The sequence below is a fragment of the Streptomyces sp. NPDC012637 genome, assembly GCF_042954805.1.
In the GTDB taxonomy this organism is placed as follows: Bacteria; Actinomycetota; Actinomycetes; order Streptomycetales; family Streptomycetaceae; genus Streptomyces.
Window position 1 is genome coordinate 206,159 of the sequence record NZ_JBIBDS010000010.1, and the last position, 21,735, is coordinate 227,893.

The 21,735-nt window shown below is 72.5% G+C and carries 17 protein-coding genes, 1 tRNA gene and 1 pseudogene; 7 read left to right on the forward strand and 12 right to left on the reverse strand.

Going from position 1 to position 21,735, the window contains the following annotated elements; translation table 11 throughout:
• Positions 1–565 (forward strand): annotated as a pseudogene (locus tag ACFY8W_RS33935) (hypothetical protein); the annotation flags it as partial.
• A gap of 92 nt (positions 566–657) precedes the next feature.
• Here the strand turns inward: ACFY8W_RS33935 and ACFY8W_RS33940 are convergent.
• The 4 genes from ACFY8W_RS33940 to ACFY8W_RS33955 all read right to left on the reverse strand — a co-directional run bounded on the left by ACFY8W_RS33940 (position 658) and on the right by ACFY8W_RS33955 (position 6,241).
• A complete protein-coding gene (locus ACFY8W_RS33940; protein ID WP_391113838.1) occupies positions 658–2,730 on the reverse strand; it encodes a fructose-specific PTS transporter subunit EIIC in 2,073 nt (690 codons plus the stop codon).
• Positions 2,727–3,680 (reverse strand): 1-phosphofructokinase, encoded by a 954-nt coding sequence (pfkB, locus tag ACFY8W_RS33945; RefSeq protein ID WP_391113840.1) that lies wholly within the window; start codon positions 3,678–3,680, stop codon positions 2,727–2,729. Before pfkB ends, ACFY8W_RS33940 begins: the two co-directional genes overlap by 4 nt.
• A complete protein-coding gene (locus tag ACFY8W_RS33950) occupies positions 3,677–4,438 on the reverse strand; it encodes a DeoR family transcriptional regulator (RefSeq protein ID WP_391113843.1) in 762 nt (253 codons plus the stop codon). Before ACFY8W_RS33950 ends, pfkB begins: the two co-directional genes overlap by 4 nt.
• 258 nt (positions 4,439–4,696) lie before the next feature.
• Positions 4,697–6,241, reverse strand: coding sequence for a DHA2 family efflux MFS transporter permease subunit (locus tag ACFY8W_RS33955; RefSeq protein ID WP_391113845.1), 1,545 nt, complete (start codon positions 6,239–6,241; stop codon positions 4,697–4,699).
• A gap of 62 nt (positions 6,242–6,303) precedes the next feature.
• On the opposite strand from ACFY8W_RS33955, the gene ACFY8W_RS33960 reads away from it, so the two are divergent.
• Positions 6,304–7,266, forward strand: coding sequence for a WYL domain-containing protein (locus tag ACFY8W_RS33960; protein WP_391113848.1), 963 nt, complete (start codon positions 6,304–6,306; stop codon positions 7,264–7,266).
• 239 nt (positions 7,267–7,505) lie between these two features.
• On the opposite strand, the gene ACFY8W_RS33965 is transcribed toward ACFY8W_RS33960, so the two are convergent.
• Positions 7,506–8,504 carry a sigma-70 family RNA polymerase sigma factor gene (locus ACFY8W_RS33965; protein WP_391113851.1) on the reverse strand — a complete coding sequence of 333 codons (999 nt, stop codon included), beginning with the start codon at positions 8,502–8,504 and terminating at the stop codon, positions 7,506–7,508.
• Positions 8,505–8,830: 326 nt separating this feature from the next.
• Positions 8,831–9,631: a dioxygenase gene (locus ACFY8W_RS33970; RefSeq protein ID WP_391113854.1), complete on the reverse strand. Its 801-nt coding sequence runs from the start codon at positions 9,629–9,631 to the stop codon at positions 8,831–8,833.
• A 108-nt stretch (positions 9,632–9,739) separates the two neighbouring features.
• Between ACFY8W_RS33970 and ACFY8W_RS33975 the strand changes: the two genes are divergently transcribed.
• Complete coding sequence (locus ACFY8W_RS33975; protein WP_391113857.1) at positions 9,740–10,228, forward strand: MarR family transcriptional regulator; 489 nt, start codon at positions 9,740–9,742, stop codon at positions 10,226–10,228.
• 49 nt (positions 10,229–10,277) lie between these two features.
• Here ACFY8W_RS33975 and ACFY8W_RS33980 read toward each other — a convergent pair whose 3' ends face one another.
• Both ACFY8W_RS33980 and ACFY8W_RS33985 read right to left on the reverse strand, forming a co-directional pair.
• Positions 10,278–11,813 (reverse strand): DHA2 family efflux MFS transporter permease subunit, encoded by a 1,536-nt coding sequence (locus ACFY8W_RS33980; RefSeq protein WP_391113860.1) that lies wholly within the window; start codon positions 11,811–11,813, stop codon positions 10,278–10,280.
• 87 nt (positions 11,814–11,900) lie between these two features.
• Complete coding sequence (locus ACFY8W_RS33985) at positions 11,901–12,566, reverse strand: TetR family transcriptional regulator (RefSeq protein ID WP_391113863.1); 666 nt, start codon at positions 12,564–12,566, stop codon at positions 11,901–11,903.
• Between the two features lie 225 nt (positions 12,567–12,791).
• Here ACFY8W_RS33985 and ACFY8W_RS33990 point away from each other — a divergent pair, with 225 nt between their 5' ends.
• Complete coding sequence (locus ACFY8W_RS33990) at positions 12,792–14,066, forward strand: M6 family metalloprotease domain-containing protein (protein ID WP_391113865.1); 1,275 nt, start codon at positions 12,792–12,794, stop codon at positions 14,064–14,066.
• On the opposite strand, the gene ACFY8W_RS33995 is transcribed toward ACFY8W_RS33990, so the two are convergent.
• The 4 genes from ACFY8W_RS33995 to ACFY8W_RS34010 all read right to left on the reverse strand — a co-directional run bounded on the left by ACFY8W_RS33995 (position 14,039) and on the right by ACFY8W_RS34010 (position 18,841).
• Positions 14,039–15,658, reverse strand: a complete 1,620-nt coding sequence (locus ACFY8W_RS33995; protein ID WP_391114228.1) for an AMP-binding protein — start codon at positions 15,656–15,658, stop codon at positions 14,039–14,041. The genes ACFY8W_RS33990 and ACFY8W_RS33995 overlap by 28 nt on opposite strands.
• A gap of 329 nt (positions 15,659–15,987) precedes the next feature.
• Entirely contained in the window at positions 15,988–16,644 is a 657-nt protein-coding gene (locus ACFY8W_RS34000) for a ScbR family autoregulator-binding transcription factor (protein ID WP_391113867.1), read from the reverse strand.
• 127 nt (positions 16,645–16,771) lie between these two features.
• A complete protein-coding gene (locus tag ACFY8W_RS34005) occupies positions 16,772–18,049 on the reverse strand; it encodes a cytochrome P450 (RefSeq protein ID WP_391113869.1) in 1,278 nt (425 codons plus the stop codon).
• Positions 18,050–18,154: 105 nt separating this feature from the next.
• On the reverse strand, positions 18,155–18,841 hold the full coding sequence (locus ACFY8W_RS34010; RefSeq protein WP_391113871.1) for a ScbR family autoregulator-binding transcription factor: 687 nt from the start codon (positions 18,839–18,841) through the stop codon (positions 18,155–18,157).
• Between the two features lie 269 nt (positions 18,842–19,110).
• Between ACFY8W_RS34010 and ACFY8W_RS34015 the strand changes: the two genes are divergently transcribed.
• From ACFY8W_RS34015 to ACFY8W_RS34025, 3 genes are all read left to right on the forward strand, one after another.
• Complete coding sequence (locus tag ACFY8W_RS34015; protein ID WP_391113873.1) at positions 19,111–20,946, forward strand: acyl-CoA dehydrogenase; 1,836 nt, start codon at positions 19,111–19,113, stop codon at positions 20,944–20,946.
• Between the two features lie 54 nt (positions 20,947–21,000).
• Positions 21,001–21,076: transfer RNA gene (locus ACFY8W_RS34020), tRNA-Arg, on the forward strand.
• Positions 21,077–21,220: 144 nt separating this feature from the next.
• Entirely contained in the window at positions 21,221–21,673 is a 453-nt protein-coding gene (locus tag ACFY8W_RS34025) for a hypothetical protein (protein ID WP_391113875.1), read from the forward strand.
• Positions 21,674–21,735 lie beyond the last annotated feature (62 nt).

Below are 21,735 nucleotides of genomic sequence, written 5' to 3' on the forward strand. Positions count from 1 at the left end.
CCCCACCGGCCCCACGGGCCCGACCGGCGCCACCGGCGCCACCGGTGACACCGGACCTGCCGGGCCCACTGGCCCGACCGGACCGACCGGGCCCACCGGCCCGACCGGGCCCACCGGCGCCACCGGTGCCACGGGCGCGACCGGTCCCACCGGGGCGTGCAACGACGTCGACGCCTACCTGCCCAACGAGAGCAACGAGGTGAAGGCCGCCATCAGCGGCGGGATCACCTACGCCGGCATCCGGCAGATCAGGCCCACCGTGGGCGCGTACACGTGGTACGACCTGACCGACGGGGACCCGAACGACAGCTACCCGACGGACGCCTGCTCGGTGGCGGTCGCGAGCCAGGCCAACGGCACGTCGATCCAGGTGCTGACCAGGACAGGCCAGGTGTACGAGACCATCTGCACCGTCGATCAGGACACCGACACCCTCGCCTGCAACGAGGTGTGGACGCTCCTCACCAGTCCCTCTCCGGGTGACCTGAAGCGCCGGTTCGGCCTGAGCGGTGCCGACCCGAACTATCTGCCGAAGGAACCCAAGGCGAAGCCGAAGCGCTCGTAGCGGCGCGGATGGCCAAGGGGCGGTGCCCCCGCCTTTGTGCCGGTGGTGCACCGCCCCTCGTGGCTCGGCCCTCCTGTCAGGGCCGGGCCGGGTCAGGCCGCGACGGTCACTTCTGCCGCGGCCTCGGCCCGCTGCTCCTCCGGCGCCCGCTTCCGCGCGCCCTTGAGGAGGATGACCAGTCCCGCGCTGACGAGCGTGCCCGCCACGATCGCGACCAGGTACAGCAGCGGGTTGCCGATCAGCGGGATCACGAAGACACCGCCGTGCGGGGCGCGCAGCGTGCACTCGAAGGCCATCGACAGCGCGCCGGTGACCGCGCCGCCCGCCATCGCCGCGGGGATGACCCGCAGCGGGTCGGCGGCGGCGAACGGGATGGCGCCCTCGGTGATGAAGGACGCGCCGAGCACCCACGCCGCCTTGCCGTTCTCGCGTTCGGCCCGGGTGAAGAGCCGGCCGCGGACGGTCGTGGCGAGCGCCATCGCGAGCGGCGGGACCATGCCCGCGGCCATCACGGCAGCCATGACCTTGAGGGAGCCCTCGTTCGGGTTGGCGAGGCCGCCGACGGCGAAGGCGTACGCGACCTTGTTGACCGGGCCGCCGAGGTCGAAGCACATCATCAGGCCGAGGATGACGCCGAGGATCACCGCGTTGGCACCGGAGAGGCCGGACAGCCAGTCGGTGAGGGCCTTCTGGAGGCTCGCGATCGGCTTGCCGATCACGAGGAACATCAGGAAGCCGACCACCATCGAGGACAGCAGCGGGATCACGACCACCGGCATGATGCCCCTGAGGACGGGAGGTATCCGCACCTTCTGGATGGCGAGGACGGTGCCGCCCGCGACGAGACCGGCGACCAGGCCGCCGAGGAAGCCCGCGTTGATGGTGAGCGCGACGGCGCCGCCGACGAAGCCGGGAACGAGACCGGGGCGGTCGGCCATGCCGTACGCGATGTAGCCGGCGAGGACCGGTACGAGGAAGCCGAAGGCGAGGCCGCCGGTCTGGAACATCAGGGCGGCCCAGCTGTCGACCTGGCCCCAGTCGAAGTGCTCGGCCACGGACGGGGCCTGGTTGATGTCCCAGCCGCCGAGCGCGAAGCCGAGGGCGATGAGGAGGCCGCCGGCGGCGACGAACGGGACCATGTAACTGACGCCGGACATCAGCCACTTGCGGAGCTTGGTGCCGTAGCCCTCGTCGGGCCCGCCGGCGTTCTCCACGGGAGTGGGCCTGCCGGGTGCGGCGTCGGGCGCGGCGACCTCGCCGCGGGCGGCCTTGTCGCGGACCTCGGCGACGAGTTCGGCGGGACGGTTGATGCCCGCCTTCACGCCGACGTCGACCGTCGGCTTTCCAGCGAATCGTTCCTTCTCCCGGACCGGCACGTCGTGCGCGAAGATCACGCCGTCGGCGGCGGCCACGACCGCCGGGTCGAGCCTGGTGAACCCGGCGGAGCCCTGCGTCTCGACCACGACCTCCACGCCCGCCGCCGCACCGGCCCGCTCCAGGGCCTCGGCGGCCATGTAGGTGTGTGCGATGCCGGTGGGGCAGGAGGTGACGGCGACGATCCGGAAGGGCTCGTCCGGAGCGGGGGCCTCCCCAGGCGGGGCCTCCGCCTGAGCGTTGACCGGTGCCGACTCACCCGCCGGCTCCTCCGCCTGAGCCTCGACCGGTGCCGACTCACCCGCCGGCTCCTCGCCCGGTGCCGACTCCCCCGCCGGCTCCCCCACCGGCTCCTCGCCCGCGATCAGCGCCGCCGCTGCCGCCGCCGAGGTCGCCGAGCGGAGGGCCGTGGTGAACTGCTCGTCCATCAGCTGGCGGGCCAGGGAGGACAGGATCGTCAGGTGGGCGTCGTCCGCTCCCGCCGGGGCGGCGATGAGGAAGATCAGGTCGGCCGGGCCGTCGAAGGCCCCGAAGTCGATGCCCGCCGCCGAGCGGCCGAAGGCCAGGGTCGGTTCGGTGACGTGGGCGCTGCGGCAGTGCGGGATGCCGATGCCGCCGTCGAGGCCCGTCGGCATCTGGGCCTCGCGGGCGGCGACGTCCGCCAGGAAACCGTCCAGGTCGGTGACCCGGCCCAGGGCGGCCATGCGCTCGGCGAGCGAACGGGCGGCCGCCTCCTTGGTTTCGGCGGACAGGTCGAGGTCGACCAGGTCCGCGGTGATCATGGTGCTCATCGCGGGCTCCCTTGCTCGCTGAGGACGAGGTCCAGAGGTACGTCGGCGGTCACCGTGACGGCCGACGGGTCGAGGTCCGCCGGGGTGGGCATCTGGCTGCCCGGCAGTTGCACGGCGGCGGCGCCGTGGGCGAGCGCGGCGGCCAGGGCCACGGGGCCCTCGCCGCCCGCCGCCAGGAATCCGGCGAGCGAGGCGTCGCCCGCGCCGACGTTCGAGCGGACGGCGGTCACGGCGGCGGAGCCGTACCAGACGCCCTCGCCCGTGACGAGGAGCTGGCCGTCGGCGCCGAGGCTCGCGAGCACCGTGCCCGCGCCCCGCTCCCGTAGCTCCTCGGCCGCCTTGACGGCGTCGCCGACGGTGGCGAGCGGGCGGCCGACGGCCTCGGCGAGCTCCTCCGCGTTGGGCTTGACGACGTCGGGGCGGGCGGCGAGCGCGGCGAGCAGCGAGGGGCCCGAGGTGTCGAGGGCGATCCGGGCGCCGGCGCCGTGGGCGCGGGTGACCAGCTCGGCGTACCACTCGGGGGCCAGGCCGCGCGGCAGGCTGCCGCAGCAGGCGATCCAGTCGGCGGCGGGCGAGTACGCGCCGACGGCGGCGAGGAGGGTCTCCGACTCCTCCGGGCTCAGCTCCGGGCCCGGCGCGTTGACCTTCGTCAGCGTGCCGTCCGGCTCGGCGATCGCGATGTTGGAGCGGGTGTGGCCGGCGACCGGCACGGGCGCGACCTCGATGCCCTGGGCGGAGAGGAGGTCGGCGACCAGCGCGCCCGGCGCGCCGCCCAGCGGGACGACGGCGACGGTGCGGTGTCCGGCGGCGGCGACGGCGCGGGAGACGTTGACGCCCTTGCCTCCCGGGTCGACCCGCTCGCCGGAGGCTCGCAGCACCTCGCCGCGCTCCAGGGCCGGGACCTCGTAGGTCCGGTCCAGGGACGGGTTGGGAGTGACGGTGAGGATCATGTGCGTACGACTTCCGTTCCCGCGGCCTCGATCGCCGCGGCGTCCTCGGGGCTGAGCCCGCTGTCGGTGATGAGCAGGTCGACGTCGGTGAGGGAGCCGAAGCGGGCGAAGTGCTCCTGCCCGTGCTTGGCCGAGTCGGCGAGCAGCACGACCCGGCGGGCGGAGGCGAGCACGGCCCGCTTGACGGCGGCCTCGGCGAGGTCGGGAGTGGTGAGACCGTGTTCGGGCGAGAAGCCGTTGGCGCCGAGGAAGGCGACGTCGGCGCGGATCTCGCCGTACGCGCGCAGGGCCCAGGCGTCGACGGCGGCGCGGGTGCGGTGCCGGACCCGGCCGCCGACGAGGTGGAGGTCGATGCCGGGGTGGTCGGCGAGCCGGGCGGCGACGGGCAGCGCGTGGGTGACGACGGTCAGCGCGCGGTCGAGCGGGAACTCGGCGGCGAGCCGGGCGACCGTGGTGCCGGCGTCGAGGACGACGCTGCCCTCCTCGGGCAGTTCGGCGAGGGCGGCGCGGACGATGCGGTCCTTCTCGTCGGCGGCGGTGGTCTCGCGCTCGGCGAGGTCGGGCTCGAAGTCGAGCCCGCCGGCGGGTATGGCGCCGCCGTGGACGCGGCGGACGAGCCCGGCGCGGTCGAGGGCCTTGAGGTCGCGCCGTACGGTCTCGGCGGTGACCTGGAACTCCTCGGCGAGGGAGAGCACGTCGACCCGGCCGCTCTCGCGGGCGAGGCGGAGGATCGCTTGCTGGCGCTCCGGTGCGTACATGTGGGTTTACGTCCGTTCCATGCCCGAACCTGTGGTTTCACTGCGAGGCTACGCCCGCTTTTCGGGAAAGTAAACGGAGTCGGGCATTCAGTCGGGCATGAACGGGCACTATTGGGGTCTGCGCCGTCATGTCCGGACCTCCGGCCCCGGCCGGAGGTCCGGACCGGCGCGACGAAGGGCCCCGGTCTCCCGGGGCCCTTCGTCGTACGGATGGCCTGCCGACGGGCGGCGCAAGGTGCCCGCCGGCCTCGGCCGTCGTCAGCTCACCAGAGCCGGCTCCTTGACCGGCTCCCCCGGGTCGCCGGCGTCCGCCGGCTCGTCCTGGGAGCCCTCGACGTGCTGCTTCGGCTTCGCCGGCAGCGCGAACATCACCAGGAAGATGCCGGCGAGGACCGCGGCCGCCCAGCCCAGCGAGTTCTGGAAGGCGTTCGTGAAGGCCGCGCCCGTCTCCGCCGGGAACGCCCCGAGCCGCTTCTCGTCGATCGTCCCGAAGAACACCACCGACACCAGACCGAGGCCCAGCGCGTTGCCCATCTGCCCGGTCGTGTTGATCAGACCCGAGGCGGAACCCGCGTGCTCACGCGGCACCTCCGAGAGCACCGCGTCCGTCAGCGGCGCCACGATCAGGCCCATGCCCAGACCCATCACCATCAGCGGCGGGATCATCTGCCACGGGCTGATCTCCGTGCCGTACCGGCCCGCGACGAAGAAGTAGAGCAGGATGCCCGCGACCATGGTCAGCGCGCCCGCCTGGAGGACCTTCCGGCCGAAGCGCGGCACGAGCGCCTGCACCGACAGGCCCGCCGCGGCGGAGACCGCGATGGAGAACGGCACACCGGTCAGACCGGCCTTCAGCGGGCTCCAGCCCAGCCCGATCTGCATGTAGAGCGTCCAGACCAGGAAGAAGATGCCCAGCACGACGCCGAAGGTCAGCTGGACGGCGATGCCGGCCGCGAAGGACTTCACCTTGAACAGCGACAGCTCGACGAGCGGCGAGCCGTCCTTGCGCGTCTTGTACTTCTCGTACGCGACGAGCGCGGCGAACACGACGAGGCTGCCGGCCATCATCAGGTGGCCCCACAGCGGCCAGTCCAGCTCGCGGCCACGGGTCAGCGGGTAGATCAGCATCAGCAGCGCGACCGTCACCAGGACCACGCCCACCAGGTCGAGACGGAGGGCCTGCGGCGCCTTCGACTCGGTGATGAACCTGCGGCCCAGGATCAGGGCCGCGACGCCGACCGGCAGGTTGATGAGGAAGATCGGACGCCACTCCAGGCCCGCGATGTTCCACTGCGTGAGCAGCGCGCCGAGCAGCGGCCCGGACACCGCGCCGAGGCCGATGATCGCGCCGAACATGCCGAAGACCTTGCCCCGCTCGTGCGCCGGGAACGTGACGTGCACGATCGACAGGACCTGCGGCACCATCAGCGCCGCCGCCGCGCCCTGGAGGAGGCGGGAGCCGACCAGCATCTCCTGGTTGGCGGCGAGGCCGCAGAGCGCGGACGCGACGGTGAAGCCCGCCGTGCCGAGGAGGAAGAGGCGCCTGCGGCCGTAGATGTCACCGAGCCGGCCGCCGGTGATCAGACCGGCGGCGAACGCGAGCGCGTAGCCGGCGGTGATCCACTGGATCGCACCGAACGAGGCGCCGAGGTCCCGCTCGATGCTGGGTATCGCGATGTTGACGATCGTGGCGTCGACCAGGTCCATGAAGGCGGCGGTCATGACGATGGCGAGGGCGATCCAGCGCCTCTTGTCCGCGTTGTCGGCGGTTGCCGCATCCCTGACGGCGTCGTGTGAACTCATGGGATCAACGTAGAGGTCATATAGGTCAGCTGATGTCCTAGATGCGTCGCATCCTGGAACGCATGACGGACACTCCGGCACGACTCCTGAATCTGCTGTCGCTCCTCCAGACCCCGCGCGAGTGGCCCGGCAGCGAGCTCGCCGACCGGCTCTCGGTCTCGCCGCGCACCATCCGCAGGGACATCGACCGGCTGCGCGACCTCGGCTATCCGGTCGAGGCGACCAAGGGCGCGGTGGGCGGCTACCGGCTCGTCGCCGGTACGGCCATGCCGCCGCTGCTCCTCGACGACGAGGAGGCCGTGGCCATCGCGGTCGGGCTGCGCGCGGGCGCCGGGCACGCCATCGAGGGCGTCGAGGAGGCCTCCGTACGGGCCCTGGCCAAGCTGGAGCAGGTGCTGCCGTCCCGGCTGCGGCACCGGGTCTCGACCCTCCAGAACGCCACGATCCCGCTGACCCGCGGGGACGGCGCAACCGTCGCACCGCAGACGCTGACCGCGCTCGCGGGCGCGGTGACGGGGCAGGAGCGGCTGCGCTTCGGCTACCGGGCGGGCGACGGCACCGAGACGAAGCGGCTGGTCGAGCCGTACCGCCTGGTGTCGACGGGGCGGCGCTGGTACCTCGTCGCGTACGACATGGGGCGCGAGGACTGGCGGACCTTCCGGGTCGACCGGGTCAGCGAGCCGTTCCCGACGGGGGCGCGCTTCTCGCCGCGCGAGCTGCCGGCGGGCGACGCGGCGGCGTACATGGCCCGCTCCATGGCACGGGCGCAGCCCGAGATCGACCTGGACGTGAGTTTCGAGGCGCCGGCCGAGTTCGTCGCGGGGCGGCTGCCGGCCCATCTGGCACCCGTTCCCGACGGGGACACGAGCTGCCGGCTGCGGGTACGGACCGCCGACTCCGTCGAGTGGCTGGCGGTGCGGCTGGCGCTCGTGGACGCGGCGTTCACCATCCACGGTCCGGAGTCGCTGCGTACGTACGCGGAGGAGTTGGGGGCGCGGCTGGGCGCGGCGACGGAGCGCCGCTGAGCGGCTCACCCCGCGGTGGGTGGCCCGGCGCCGGGCGCCTTGCCCGTCGTGGGTGGCGCGGGGGCCGCTCCGGTGGCCGCGTCCGGGACTGCATGATTTACGGCGCGGTCTGGTCCCAGCCAGGCTGAGGGTCTCTTTCCGCGCCACAAATCACGCTTTACGTCCCGAACACGGCCACCTCCACGGCCCCCGCTCCCGTCCGTGGGGCATGCGGAGCCCGTCGATGGCCGCCGGTCGCTCTAGGCCACCGCGTCGAAGCCCGTGTCGCGGGCCATCTTCTTGAGTTCGAGCAGCGCGTGCTTCTCGATCTGGCGGATGCGCTCCCGGGTCAGGCCGTGTTCCTTGCCGACCTCCGTGAGGGTGCGCTCGCGGCCGTCCTCGATGCCGTAGCGCATACGGATGATCGAGGCCGTGCGGTTGTCGAGCTTGTCGATCAGGTCGTCCAGCTCCTCGCTGCGGAGGAGGGTCAGGACGGACTGCTCCGGGGAGATCGCCGAGGTGTCCTCCAGCAGGTCACCGAACTGCGTCTCGCCCTCGTCGTCCACCGACATGTTGAGCGAGACCGGGTCGCGGGCCCAGTCGAGGACGTCCGTGACCCGCTCGGGCGTCGAGCCCAGCTCGGCCGCGACCTCGGCGGGCTCCGGCTCGCGGCCGTGCTCGCGGTTGAACTCGCGCTGCACCCGGCGGATGCGGCCCAGCTCCTCCACCAGGTGGACGGGGAGGCGGATGGTGCGGGACTGGTCGGCTATGGAGCGGGTGATGGCCTGGCGGATCCACCACGTCGCGTACGTGGAGAACTTGAAGCCCTTCGCGTAGTCGAACTTCTCGACCGCGCGCACCAGGCCCGCGTTCCCCTCCTGGATCAGGTCGAGCAGCGGGAGCCCGCTGCGCGGGTAGCGCCGGGCCACGGCGACGACGAGCCGCAGGTTGGACTTGATGAAGAGGTCCTTGGCACGCTCGCCCTCCGCGACCAGCGCTTCGAGCTCCTCGCGGGTCGCCTTGGTCGCACTTTCGAGCTCACCGTCGAGGATCTGCTGGGCGTACACCCCGGCCTCGATCGTCTGGGAGAGCTCGACCTCCTTGGCGGCGTCGAGCAGGGGCGTGCGCGCGATCTCGTCGAGGTACATGCCGACCAGGTCGCGGTCGGCGATCTCCCCGCCCACGGCGCGAACGCTGCTTGCCCGCTTGTCTCCGCTCGGGGCGGGCGACTGACGACGGGCGACGGCACGGGTTGCCATGCGTGCTCCCTTGCTGAGTAGGTCGCGACACCCTCTCGGGTGCCCTGCATCCGACGGAAACAACGACTGGAATCAGGACAGAATTCCCACCCGGCACATGGATTTTCGTGATCATGCAGTATCCTGCGCCGCCGTCGAGGGGAGGCGTGCGCCGACGGGACCTGCGGAGGCGCAGGTCAGTGCGGGCACGGAGGGTGACATGGACGCCCTCACGGAGCGCTGGGGCCGCGAGGGCGTGAGACCGCGATCACACCCGGAGCAGTGGCTTCCTCGGCTCCGCTCCCACCCCTGAGGACGATTTCCACCGCCTTCCGGTTGCCCAGCGCTCAGCCGAACTGGACCGAGCGCTTCGCGAGACCCATCCAGAAGCCGTCGATCACGCTCCGCTCCCGGTCCAGGTCGCCGGCCGCGTCCGCCGCGCCCATGGCGACGAAGAGCGGGGCGAAGTGTTCGGTGCGCGGGTGGGCGAGCCGGCCGGCGGGTGACGCGTGCTCGAAGTCGAGCAGCGCGTCGACGTCGTGCGCGGCGAGCGCCTCGTGGCCCCACGCGTCGAACTCGGCCGACCAGCCGGGCACGCCGGTGTGCCGCAGGGCGGCCAGGTTGTGGGTGAAGAAGCCGCTGCCGACGATCAGGACGCCCTCGTCGCGGAGCGGGGCCAGCTTGCGGCCGATATCCATCAGGCGGCGCGGGTCGAGGGTGGGCATGGAGATCTGGAGGACCGGGACGTCGGCCGCCGGGAACATCTCCACCAGCGGTACGTACGCGCCGTGGTCCAGGCCCCGGTCGGGGATGTCCTGCACCGGCGTACCGGGCGCGCGGAGCAGCTTGCGGACGGACTCGGCGAGCTCGGGCGCGCCGGGGGCCCCGTACCGCACGCGGTAGTAGTGCTCGGGAAAGCCCCAGAAGTCGTAGACGAGGGGGACGGTCTCGGTGGCGCCGAGGGCGAGCGGGGCCTCTTCCCAGTGGGCGGAGACGACGAGGATCGCCTTGGGCCGGGGCAGGTCCGCGGACCAGGCGGCGAGCTCGCCGGGCCAGACCGGGTCGTCGGCGAGCGGCGGGGCGCCGTGGGAGAGGTAGAGGGCCGGCATCCGCGTGGGGGCGGGGTTCCGTTCGAGCGTGGCGTTCATGGCGTCCGCCTCCGTTCCAGAAGTTCCTTGAAGTTTCAAGCTTGACGCTCACGGACAGCTTAGACCCGATCTAGTTCAACTTTCAAGAACTGGTCGTACCATGGACCCATGACCGAACCCCGCTGGCTCAGCGACGAGGAACAGCGCGCCTGGCGCTCCTACCTCCACGCCACCACCCTCCTGGAGGACCATCTCGACCGCCAGCTGCAACGCGACGCCGGGATGCCGCACATCTACTACGGGCTGCTCGTCCAGCTCTCCCAGGCACCGCGGCGCCGGATGCGCATGACGGAGCTGGCCAAGGACGTGAAGATCACCCGCTCCCGGCTCTCGCACGCGATCGCGCGGCTCGAGAAGAACGGCTGGGTGGCCCGCGAGGAATGCCCCTCCGACAAGCGCGGCCAGTTCGCCACGCTGACGGACGAGGGCTACGAGGTGCTGCGCCGCACCGCGCCCGGCCACGTCGAGGCCGTACGGCAGGCGCTCTTCGACCGGCTCACCCCGGAGCAGGTCGGGCAGCTCGGCGCGATCATGCGGACGCTCGCCGAGGGCCTCCAGCCCACGGACCCGAACGCGGACCTGCCCTGGCTCCGCTGACGGCCAGCGGAGCCAGGGCAGGGTGCGCCAGGTGGTGGGTGGGCGGGGCTCAGTGGGCGACGACCGGGATCTTCACCTCGTCCTCGACGTCCGCGCCGGACCCCGGGCCGGTCACCGGCCCGGCTCCCGGCTTCCCGGTGTTGATCAGGGCGAAGGCGATCGCGGCCGAGACGACCAGGATGCCGACCGCCCACCAGATCGCCGCCGAGTAGCCCTCGACCATGCCCTGGAGCTGGAGCAGCTTCTGCGCCGCCGGGCTGGTCGCGGCCGCCGCGTTGTCCGTGAGGTACGCGGTGGTCGCCGAGGCGGCGATGGTGTTGAGCAGGGCCGTACCGATGGCGCCGCCGACCTGCTGCGAGGTGTTGACCATCGCGGAGGCCACACCGGCGTCACGCGGGTCCACGCCGTGCGTGGCCAGTGACATGGCCGGCATGAAGGCCGTGCCCATGCCGAGGCCGAGCAGCAGCTGCGCGGGCAGGATCAGGCCCGCGTACGAGGAGCCGATCTCCAGCTGCGTCAGCAGCAGCATGCCGACGCCGGCGGTCAGGAAGCCCGGGCCCATCAGGAGGCGCGGCGCGACCCGGGTCATCAGCCGGGTGCCGATCTGGGTGGAGCCGACGATCATGCCCGCGATCATGGGCAGGAAGGCGAAGCCCGTCTTGACCGGCGAGTAGCCCTTCACGACCTGGAGGTAGTAGGTCAGGAAGAGGAACAGGCCGAACATCGCGATGACCGCGAGGCCCAGGGAGAGGTAGACACCGCCGCGGTTGCGGTCGGTCAGCACGCGCAGCGGCAGCAGCGGGGACTTCACCAGGTTCTCGGTGAGGACGAACGCGCCGAGCAGCACGAGCGAGCCGACGAACATGCCGACCGTCACCGGGTCCGTCCAGCCGTCGGACTCGGCGCGGGTGAAGCCGTAGACGAGCGCGACCAGGCCGAGGGTGGACAGGACGACGCCGGGGATGTCGAGCGGCGAGCGGTTGCGGCCGCCGGCCGGCTCACGGATCACGAAGTAGGCACCGGCCGCGGCGACGATCGCGAACGGGATGTTGACGAAGAAGGTCCAGCGCCAGTTCAGGTACTCGGTGAGGAAGCCGCCGAGGATCAGGCCGACGGCGCCACCGCCACCGGCGATCGCGCCGTAGATGCCGAAGGCCTTGGCGCGCTCCTTGGCGTCGGTGAACATCACCGCGAGCAGCGACAGGGCGGCGGGCGCGAGCAGCGCGCCGAACGCGCCCTGGAGGGCACGGGCGCCGAGCATCATCGCCTCGCCGGTGGCGGCGCCGCCGAGCGCGGAGGCCGCGGCGAAACCGATCAGACCGACGACGAAGGCGCGCTTGCGGCCCCACAGGTCGGCGATCCGGCCGCCGAAGAGCAGCAGGCCGCCGAAGGCGAGCGCGTAGGCGGTGATGACCCACTGCCGGTTGCCGTCCGAGATCCCGAGGTCCTGCTGGGCCGTGGGCAGGGCGATGTTCACGATGGTCGCGTCGAGCACGACCATCAGCTGGGCCAGGGCGATGAAGCCGAGGGCTTTCCAGCGGCTGGGGTCGGCCGTGGCCGGCGGGGAGGACGCGATTTTTGACATGGGGGTAGCCACCTCTTGGCGCGAAAGGGTGAAAAAGGGACGTACGTAAGGGGATGCGGGTAGGGGGGTCGGGCTCGGGTCAGTGGGTTACGAGGCGGGCCCGGCCTCGCCCCTCAGGCCCTCCAGAGTCGCGGCGCAACCCGGCAGTTCGGAGCGCGCGGGCGCTTCGAGGCCGTCCAGGAACACCTGCAGATGACGGTGGACGAACCGGTCCATGTTCAGACAGGCCGTGCCGGGCAGCGGCCGGGTCAGCTGGGAGACCGCGATCATCAGGTCGCCGACGCCGACGTCCGGCCGCATCCGGCCGGCGGTCTGCGCCCGGTCGACGAGCTCCTGGACGGTCTCCTCCAGACGCGAACGTCCGGCCAGCAGGTCCGGGTGGTCCTTGTCGAAGTCGCCGTCGAGCATCGGGCACAGGGCGCCCACCCGCTCGTCGGCGGCGGCGTGGACGAAGCGGCGGACGGCGGCGAAGGGGTCGCTCTCCTGCTCGGCCGCCTCGGCGGCCCGCTCGGTGATGCGGGCCGTGAGGGACAGGATGACCTCGCGGACGAGGTCGGCGCGCTCGGGGAAGTTGCGGTAGAGCGTGGCGTTGCCCACCCCGGCGCGGCGCGCGATCTCGTCGAGCGGCACCTGCGCGCCGGACTCCACGAACATCTCGCGGGCGGCCGTGACGATCCGCTCGCGGTTGCGCAGGGCGTCCGCCCGCGGGCGGGGCACGCGGCGCGCGGGCGCGACATCGGCACTGCTGCTCACGGCCGTACCTCCCAGAGTCATCCGGGGACCGAGTCCCCACTTCGTCGACACGGTCATAAACGGGGAACGGATCCCCGGTTATTTCCCTCTCGGCCTGTGACCTGAGTCACACCCCTGTTCGCCTTCGGATACCCCGGTCGGGCCACCCGGCGCGCGCGCCCGGACCCGCCGCCACAGGCTGATCGCACGGCGCCGGTCACCGCGGCGCGGACAGGAGGCGACCGCATGCAGGACACCCGCCGGCGCATACGCAGACCCATCGCCCTGGCCGCGGCGGCCGCTCTCGCGATCGCCGCCCTGGCAACGGCCAGCACGACCCTGCCCGGCCCCGCCCCCGCCACCGCGGGACCGGTGGCCGCCGGCCCCGGGGAAGCGCCGCTGGGACCGTGCCGGATCGCCACGACGATGGGTGTGCAGATGTCGGAGGGCCTGCCCACCGCCCCCGGATACGTCCGCTCCACGGGCCGCCTCAGAGCCCTCAACCTGATGATCGACTTCCCGGACGCACCCGGACAGGGCACGGCCATGAGCCGCTTCCGCGAGTTCTTCCCGCAGACCTCCGAGTGGTTCCGCGTCAGCTCGTACGGCCGCCTCCACTACCACCCGGAGACCCCGATACCCGACTGGCTGCGGATGCCCCGCCCCTTCGCCTCCTACGGGGTCGAGCGCGGCTCGCCGTACGAGCCGGGCTACCGCGGGCTCGTCGAGGACATCGTGAAGGCCGCCGACGCACGGGTGGACTTCAGCTCGTACGACCTGCTCAACGTCCTGGTCACACCGAACGCCGGGCCCTCGGCCCTCGACACCGTCCTGTCCGTGACCTTCTCCGGCAACGACGACGCCCCGTACGCGGACGGCGTCCCGCTCGCCAACACGTCCTTCGTCTACAGCCGCCAGGACGACGGCTCGGGGACGTACGCCGAGACCGGCTACCGGGTCCTGCCGCACGAGAACGGCCACGTCTTCGGACTGCCCGACCTCTACACCTCCGACGGCGGCGGCACCGTCGGGCACTGGGACATCATGTCCGAGGACTGGGGGGCCAACAACGACCTGCTCGGCTGGCACAAGTGGAAGCTCGGCTGGCTCGACGACGAACAGGTCGGCTGCGCCTCCCGCGCCGGCGACTTCGACTACACGCTCACCCCGCTCGCCACCGCGGGCGGCCCCAAGCTCGCCTTCGTCCCGCTCTCCACCACCTCCGGCTACGCGATCGAGGTGCGCACCCGCGAGGGCAACGACGAGGCGGTCTGCAAGACGGGGGTCCTCGTCTACAAGGTCGAGACGGACGTGGACACCGGGCACGGGCCGGTCACCGTGACCGACAGCGACCACGACAGCGGCGGCTGCACCCGCCGCCCCAACGTCCACTCCGAGCTGTCCGACGCCCCGTTCGGGCCGGGCGAGAGCTTCACCGACCGGACCAACGGCATCCGCGTCACCGTCCTCGCCGAGGACGCGGCGACGGGCGGCTACCGGATACGCGTCTCGCGCTCCTGAGCCTGCGCGCGCAGTTCCCGCTTGAGGACCTTCCCGGCCGCGTTACGCGGCAGCTCCGCGTCCCGGAAGAGGACGTGCGCGGGCACCTTGAAGGCGGCGAGCCGTGCGCCGACGTGCGCGCGCAGGTCCGCCGGACCTGCCGTCGCGCCCGGCCGGAGCCGGACCACGGCGGCGACCTCCTCGCCGAGGGCGGGGTGCGGTACGCCGACGACGGCGGCCTCGACGACGTCCGGGTGGTCGTGCAGCACGCCCTCCACCTCGACGCAGTACACGTTCTCGCCGCCCCTGACGACCATGTCCTTGATCCGGTCGACGACGGTGACCCGGCCGTCCGCGACCCGTGCGAGGTCGCCGGTGCGGAACCAGCCGTCGGCCGTGAACGCGGCGCGGGTGGCCTCCTCGTCGCCCCAGTAGCCCCGCACGAGGGACTGGCCGCGCAGCCACAGCTCGCCCACGCCGTCGGCGTCCGGCGCGTCGATCCGGACCTCGGTGACCGGGGTGGGCCGGCCGACGCTGGTGGGGTGGGCGCGGTACTCGGCGCCGAAGTTGGCGAGCACGCCGCCGCAGGTCTCAGTGAGTCCGTAGCCGTTGCGCGGCTCGATCCGCTCCCCGTACGCGGCGGCGAGACGCGCCGTGATCTCGGGCGGCGCGGCCGCTCCCCCGGTGTTGAGCTGGGTGAGCGAGGCCAGCGGGTCGCCGGTGCGCTCGGCGAGGTCCAGCAGCTGGAGGGCCGTGGTGGGGACGCCCGCGTAGTGCGTGACGCCGTGGACGCGGATCAGCTCCAGGGCCTTGGCCACGTCCCACTTGCGCATGAGGACGAGGGTGCCGCCGGCCGCCATGACCGAGAAGAAGGAGGTGAAGGCGGCCACGTGGAAGAAGGGGAAGGTGGTGAGCGACACCGGCGCGGGCCCGGCGCCCGGCCGGCTGCCGCGGCGCAGCGCGGAGGCGGCGGCGAAGTAACGCGGGTTCATGGCCGCGCCCGCCTGCGCGAGATGGGTGGCGACGGCGCCCTTGGGACGGCCGGTGGTGCCGGAGGTGTAGATGATCGTGGCGTCGTGCTCGGGCAGCACGTCGACCGCGGGCGGCCCGAGCACCGGGTCGGTGTCGGGGACGTACGCCTCGAAGCCCTCGGGCAGCGCCCGGTCCGGATCCCCGTGGAACACGATCCCGGGTACGGCGCGGGCGCGGGCCCAGGCGGCGACCCGCGGGACCCGCTCGCCGTCCACGAGCAGGACGCGCGGCGCGCAGTCGTCGAGGGCGTACGCGAACTCGTCCTCGGTCCACCAGGCGTTGAGCGGCACGGCGACGAGCCCGGCGAGCTGGGCGGCCCAGAAGGCGACGTGCCATTCGGGGTGGTTGCGCATCGCGACGACCGCCCGGTCGCCGGGGCGCAGTCCGTGCACGTCGACGAGACGGCGGGCGAGGCCGCAGGCGGCGTCGAAGAACGCGCGGTAGCCGGTCACGCCGTCCTCGGAGACGAGGAAGGGAAGGTCGCCGAAGCCCCAGGTGGCCTCGACGAACTCGCGCAGGGTCCGGGGCCCGCCCGCGTACACGCCGTCCTCGACGGCGAAGGGCGCGCCGGGTGCGGTCAGCGGGCGGGTGAGCGCCGGGTCGGCGAAGGGGTCGGTGTGCGGGCCCGCGGGCGCCTCACCGGCATCCGGGTTCGTGGAGGGGGCAGCGTGCGGCTCCGCAGAGGGATCGGTGTGCGGGCTCGCGAAGGAATCGGAGTGCGGGGTCGCGGAGGGATCGCTGTGCGGGCGCGCGGAGGGATCGCTGTGCGGGGTCGCGGAGGGATCGGTGTGCGGCTCCGTGTGGTGCTCGGCCACGTTACGACCTCTCTCCCGATCCCCTAAGCGCTTGCTCAGCCGCCCGCAGCCCGACGCTATGCCCGCCCGCCGGGACGGTCAAGGTCGCGCCGGTCTCACTCGACGGTCTCACGCGGCTCGGCGGCGGGGCGGACCGGCTCCGCCTCCGGGTCGCCCGAGGCGACGAAGAGCCCCACCCGGGCGGCTCCGACCACCCGGGGCAGCAGGAAGGCCCAGAAGCGGGTGAGCGGCGCCCGCTCCAGCCAGCGCGGGTCCTGATGACCCAGGGCCTCGTGGCCCGCGGCCACCGCAACGACGGCGGCCGCCACGTCCGGGGCCGTCACGTCGGGTGCGAGCAGTCCCGCGCGCTCGGCCCGCAGCACGACGCTCTCGACCCACTCGCGCCACATCCGTCGCAGGTCCCGGGCCGTCCTCGTGCGCTCCGGGCAGGCACTCAGGGCGAAGCCCGCGCGCAGCACGGGGTCCGACCGCAGCCCCTGGACGAGCTCGTGGCTGGCGTCGATCAGGGACTGCAGCGGCAGCGCCTCGCGCTCCCGGGTGATCCGTACGAGCCGGTCGCCGGCCGCCGCGACGACCGCCTCGGCCAGCGCCGCCTTGCTGGGGAAGTGGAAGTGCAGGGCTCCGCTGCTGACTCCGGCGCGGGCGCTGATGGTCGCGAGCGAGGCGACCTCGAAGCCGTCCCGGTCGAAGAGCGCCGCCGCCGACTCGACAAGGGCGTTACGGGTCCGAATCGCCCGCTCCTGCTTGGCCAAGGGGCCTCCGTCACTGGCCGTGGGTGACAACGCGTACCACTCGCTCTCTCCCGCACTATAACAAACCGGATGGGCGGTTTTTCAGAGAAACGGGAGGAACGGGGGCCCCGGAAGCGGACGGCGGACCTCAGTCGCGCGCGGGCAGCCGCACCGGCAGCGCGCCGTAGCCGTTCAGGAGGAAGGTCGGCAGCGGCGCCAACTCCTCCGAGGCACAGGCGAGTTCCAGGTCGGGGAAGCGCTCGAAGAGGGCGGCGAGGGCGACGGTCGCCTCCAGCGTCGCGAGCGGGGCGCCCAGGCAGCGGTGCACGCCGTGCCCGAAGCCGAGGTTGTCGCGATCGCCGCGCAGCACGTCGAAGCGGGCGGCGTCCGGCCCGTACCGCTGCGGATCGAGGCCGCCCGCAGCGAAGTTGACCAGGATCGGGTCGCCCTGGGCGATCTTCACGCCGTCGAGCTCGATGTCCTCGACGGCGAAGCGCAGCGGCGAGTAGGCGGCCGGACCGTGGATGCGCAGGGTCTCGGCGACCACGTCGTCCCAGGAGGCGCGGCCGGCCCGGACGTGCGCGAGCTGCTCGGGGTCGCCGAGCAGCGCGGCTACGGCGTTGACCACGAGCGCCGCGGTGGTGTCCTGGCCCGCGGCGATCAACAGGAAGAGGGAGCCGAGGAGTTCGTTCTCGGTGAGGGCGTCGTCACCGTCGCCGTCACGGGCGGCGATGAGCGAGGAGGTCAGGTCGTCGCCGGGCACCTCGCGGCGGGCGGCGACGAGTTCGCCGAGCAGCCGGAAGGCGTTGCCGCGCGCGGCCTCCATGGTCTCGGCGGTGACGCTGGAGCTGAACACCGTGCGCAGGGCGGCGGTGAGTTCGTCGCGGGCGCCGCCTTCGGCGACGCCGAAGAGCTCGCAGATGACCTGGAGGGGCAGCGGTTCGGCGTAGCCGGTGCGCAGTTCGACCGGTTCGCCCGAGGCGAGGCGCTCGGCGAGACCGTCGAGGAGCGTGGCGGTGATCTCCTCGATCCGGGGCCGCAGGGCCGCGGTGCGGCGGGCGGTGAACGCCGCGGCGACCAGGCGGCGCAGCCGGGCGTGCTCGGCACCGTACGAGAAGAGCATGTTCTCGTTGGCGACCCAGGGGTACAGGGGCCACTCGGGCGTGATCCGGCCCTCGACGAAGGCGGGCCAGTGGCGGCGGGCGTCCTTGGAGACCCGCGGGTCGACGAGGAGCCGTTCGACGTGCTCCTGGCGGACGACGGCCCAGGCCTCCACCCCGCCGGGGAGTTCGACCCGGACGGCCGGGCCCTGCGCCCTGAGCGCGGCGGCCTCGCCGGCGAGGTCGCGTCCGGTCACGTCGAGGGCGTACGGGCAGGAGGCCGTGCCTCCGGCGCCTTCTCTGCCGGCGAGGTCCGTGCGGTCCATGAGCGTGTTCTCCGTTTCGGTTCGGACTGCGTCTTGCGTTCCGCGCGTGCCCCCGCACACGCAACCGAGGAGAGCGCGGTCTCCCCTCCCCCGTACGAGAGGTCGTCAGCCGGAAGTCGACGCGACGGCGGCGCCTTCGTCGCGGGCGCGCAGCGCCTCCTCGTAGGCCCGCTCCGCGCGGGGCGGCTCGAAGTCCAGTCGGACGAGCACGCCCGGCACGGCGATGGCGCTGAGGAGGGTCCGCATGAGGTCGGCGACGCGGTCCACCATGTCCGCGTGCCCGGTCATGATCTTGGACAGCATCTGGACCCCGGTGAAACTGCCGGTGAACAGGGCCGCCGCGGAGGCGATGTCCACGTGCGGCAGCAGCTCGCCGGCCTCCTTGGCGCCGTTGAGGACGGCGACGTTGTGGTCGATCCAGCCGCGCATCGGCACCTGGCGGTCGAGTCCGTCGTGCAGCGAGCCCTGCTCCACGGTGAGGCGGATGCTGCCGCGCACCATGGGATCGCCGACCCGCAGCAGGTGGGCGAGGACCAGCGCCTCGTCGGTGAGCTGCTGGAGGTAGAGCTCGCGCTGCGGCACCGGCGGCAGCGCGGCGACCTGTCCGGCGAGCACCTCCTGGGCGAGCTCCTCCTTGGAGGCGAAGTGGAAGTACAGGGCGCCCTTGGTCACTCCGCACTTCTTCAGGACCTCTGAGATCGTCGCCGCCTCGTAGCCGACCTCGTCGAAGAGTTCGGCGGCCGCGAGCACGATCTTCTGACGTGTGCGAATGGCCCGCTCTTGTTGCGCCACTACATCCTCCGTACCTCGCGGAAGGAAAAAACCGCGAGGCTGGTATTCCAACGGCTCACATGGAGTGACGGTCGGCGGCCGGTCCGGACGAACCCCCACCGGCAGTAGGGTTGCCCCGTCGAAGACCGATTTCTTTACACATCCACATTTCGAGAATAAAACCACCCAACCGGTTTGACAAGCATTGAAACAAAACCGGATGGTCCGTATCTTACCCTTGGGCAGGTCAGACCATCCCTACCGGTCAACTCACTTCGGGGGACGAGCCGATGCTCAAGCACGCGGAGGCACCACTCAGACACGACGCCGCCGACGACAGCGCCGTGGCCGAACTCACCCGCCTCCTCTTCGACGGCGAGGACCGCGAGCGCGTCCACGGCGAGTGGCGCAGGCTGATCGCCGGCGAGGCCTTCGCCCACCGCCCCGGACTCACCCCCACCGAGCGCACCGAACTGTCCTACGAGCGGCTGCGGCTGGTCAACGGCACCGTCGCCGGCACCGAGGCCGAGGCCCTGACCTACGACGCCCGCAGGCTCGCCGCCCTGCACGAGTGGACCGGCTTCGTCGACGGCGGCCTGTGCACGCTCGCCAGCATCCACTACAACCTCTTCCTCGGCAGCCTCCTGGACCACGACGGCTACCGCCGCGACCTCACCGCGTTCACCGCGATGGAGCGCACCGGCACCTTCCTGTGCACCGAACTCGCCCACGGCAACGACGTCGCCGCGCTCGAGACCGTCGCCGTCCTCGACCGCGAGACCGGCGGTTTCGTGCTGCACACCCCGACCCCCGGGGCCCGGAAGTTCATGCCCAACACCAGCCTCGCCGGCGGCCCCAAGACCGCCGTCGTCGCCGCACGCCTCCTCGTCGACGGCGAGGACCAGGGCGTCTTCCTCTTCCTCACCCCGCTCAGCGACGCCGACGGCCACCTGCCCGGCATACGGGTGCAGCGGCTCCCCGACCGCACCGGCACCCCGGTCGACCACTGCCTCACCTCCTTCGAGCACGTACGGCTGCCCCGCGAGGCCATGCTGGAGGCCGCGCACGGCCGCCTCGACAAGGACGGCAGGCTCAACAGCAACCTCGGCAACCGGCGCAAGCGGTTCCTGCGCTCGGTCGGCCGCGTCACCATGGGCAAGCTCTGCATGAGCGGCGGCACCCTCGGCATGGCCCGCGCCGCCCTCGCGATCGCCGTCCGCTACGCCCACCACCGCCAGGTGGCCGCCCCGAAGGCCGGCGAGCGGATACCCGTCGCCGCGCACCGCAGCCACCACGGCCGGCTGCTGCGCTCCCTGGCCACCGCCTACGCGATGACCTTCCTGCACCGCTCCGTGCTCGACCGCTGGGCCGGCCACGACCCGACCGACCCGCGGCAGCGCGAGGAGACCGAACGGCTGATCGCCGTCGCCAAGGGCTGGATCACCTGGCAGGCCCGCGACATCACCGTCGAGGCACGCGAACGCTGCGGCGCCCAGGGCCTCTTCCCCGCGAACGGCATCGCCGACCTGCCGCTCAACGTGGAAGGGGGCATCACCGCCGAGGGCGACAACCTGGTGATCTGGACCAAGGCCGCCTCCGAGCTGGTCTTCGCCCACGAGGCCGGCCCCGCCCGCGCCCCGCGCGGCGAGCTCACCGACCTCGGCTTCCTGCGCGACCTGCACGCCGCCGTCGAGCGCGTCTGGCAGACCCGCGCCCGCGCCGCCCTGCGCGGCGGGCCTTCCGGCGACCCCGTCGGCCGCTGGAACGAGACCTCGGGCGCCGCCCTGGAGATGGTCGCCGCCCACGCCCGCACGGCCGCCGCGGACGCCTTCCTCGCCGCGGCCGCCCGCGCCGGCACCCCGCGCGCCCGCTTCCTCCTGGAGCACCTCGCCCGCCTCTTCCTCCTCGACGAACTGCGCCCCCACACCGGCGACCTCCTCGTCGCGGGCCACCTCGGCCCCGCCCAGGTCGAGGCCCTCCACACCACGACGGAACAGACGGTCGCCGCGCTGGCGCCCCACCTGATGGCCCTGGCCGACGCCTTCGACCTCCCGCCCGAGTACCTCGCGGCGGCACCGATCGCGAACGCGGACTACCTGGACCGCTTCGAGACGCCACAGACCTGACCACCCGGAACAACCCCGACACCTGCCCGCCCCCACCCGCTACACTGGCCCCGCGCCTTCGTAGCTCAGGGGATAGAGCACCGCTCTCCTAAAGCGGGTGTCGCAGGTTCGAATCCTGCCGGGGGCACCAGGCAAAAGACCCCCAGCCGATTACGGCTGGGGGTCTTTGACATCTACGAGTGACATCAACGGCTGCGGCCGGCCGAGGATCGCCGCGAGCGCGCGGAGCGAAATGCGGGTGCCGGCCCCCGGGCCTGCCGGGCAGGATCACGCCATGTCGACCGATGTCAGCGGAATGATCGAGTGCCGACCAGGGGCCCGTCTGTGGGGCCTGGACGATGAGGACACAGTCTGGGAAGCGGGCATCGACCTCTCCCTGCTGAACAGGGGCAACGCTTACGACGGCCTCGCGTGCCTTTTCGGAATCCGCAACTCCTTCGGCTTCCGTCCGCTTGCTGAGGACCGTGGCTTCCCGGATGACGCGTCGGAAGGGCTGCGTCGTGAGTTCGCCGACTACGGCGGCCCCGACTCCGTGTACGGGACGACATGGGTGACCTGGGCCGAGTTGTCCGCCACCGACTGGCAGGAGACGGACGCCTCCGGCGCACGAAGTCGTGCATCGGCTGCAGGGACCGGCACCGACTGGGGCCGCGTCTGGAGCGTCATGCGCATCCTCAGCGAAGTCCACGGCGCGGAGAACGTCCGTCTCGTCGTCTGGTTCCACTGACTCGCCCCCGCGCTGAACATGGGAACGGGCCAGACCGCCGCCCTCTGCGAGATCGTCTACGA

What these genes read in the sequence shown, in the direction of transcription:
- ACFY8W_RS33990 (WP_391113865.1), top strand. Translation starts at nt 12,792, where the DNA reads ATGCAGGACACCCGCCGGCGCATACGCAGACCCATCGCCCTGGCCGCG.
- ACFY8W_RS34005 (WP_391113869.1), bottom strand. Translation starts at nt 18,049, where the DNA reads ATGGACCGCACGGACCTCGCCGGCAGAGAAGGCGCCGGAGGCACGGCC.
- ACFY8W_RS33980 (WP_391113860.1), bottom strand. Translation starts at nt 11,813, where the DNA reads ATGTCAAAAATCGCGTCCTCCCCGCCGGCCACGGCCGACCCCAGCCGC.
- ACFY8W_RS34015 (WP_391113873.1), top strand. Translation starts at nt 19,111, where the DNA reads ATGCTCAAGCACGCGGAGGCACCACTCAGACACGACGCCGCCGACGAC.
- ACFY8W_RS33960 (WP_391113848.1), top strand. Translation starts at nt 6,304, where the DNA reads ATGACGGACACTCCGGCACGACTCCTGAATCTGCTGTCGCTCCTCCAG.
- ACFY8W_RS33965 (WP_391113851.1), bottom strand. Translation starts at nt 8,504, where the DNA reads ATGGCAACCCGTGCCGTCGCCCGTCGTCAGTCGCCCGCCCCGAGCGGA.
- ACFY8W_RS33975 (WP_391113857.1), top strand. Translation starts at nt 9,740, where the DNA reads ATGACCGAACCCCGCTGGCTCAGCGACGAGGAACAGCGCGCCTGGCGC.
- pfkB (WP_391113840.1), bottom strand. Translation starts at nt 3,680, where the DNA reads ATGATCCTCACCGTCACTCCCAACCCGTCCCTGGACCGGACCTACGAG.
- ACFY8W_RS34025 (WP_391113875.1), top strand. Translation starts at nt 21,221, where the DNA reads ATGTCGACCGATGTCAGCGGAATGATCGAGTGCCGACCAGGGGCCCGT.
- ACFY8W_RS33950 (WP_391113843.1), bottom strand. Translation starts at nt 4,438, where the DNA reads ATGTACGCACCGGAGCGCCAGCAAGCGATCCTCCGCCTCGCCCGCGAG.
- ACFY8W_RS33940 (WP_391113838.1), bottom strand. Translation starts at nt 2,730, where the DNA reads ATGAGCACCATGATCACCGCGGACCTGGTCGACCTCGACCTGTCCGCC.
- ACFY8W_RS33970 (WP_391113854.1), bottom strand. Translation starts at nt 9,631, where the DNA reads ATGAACGCCACGCTCGAACGGAACCCCGCCCCCACGCGGATGCCGGCC.
- ACFY8W_RS33955 (WP_391113845.1), bottom strand. Translation starts at nt 6,241, where the DNA reads ATGAGTTCACACGACGCCGTCAGGGATGCGGCAACCGCCGACAACGCG.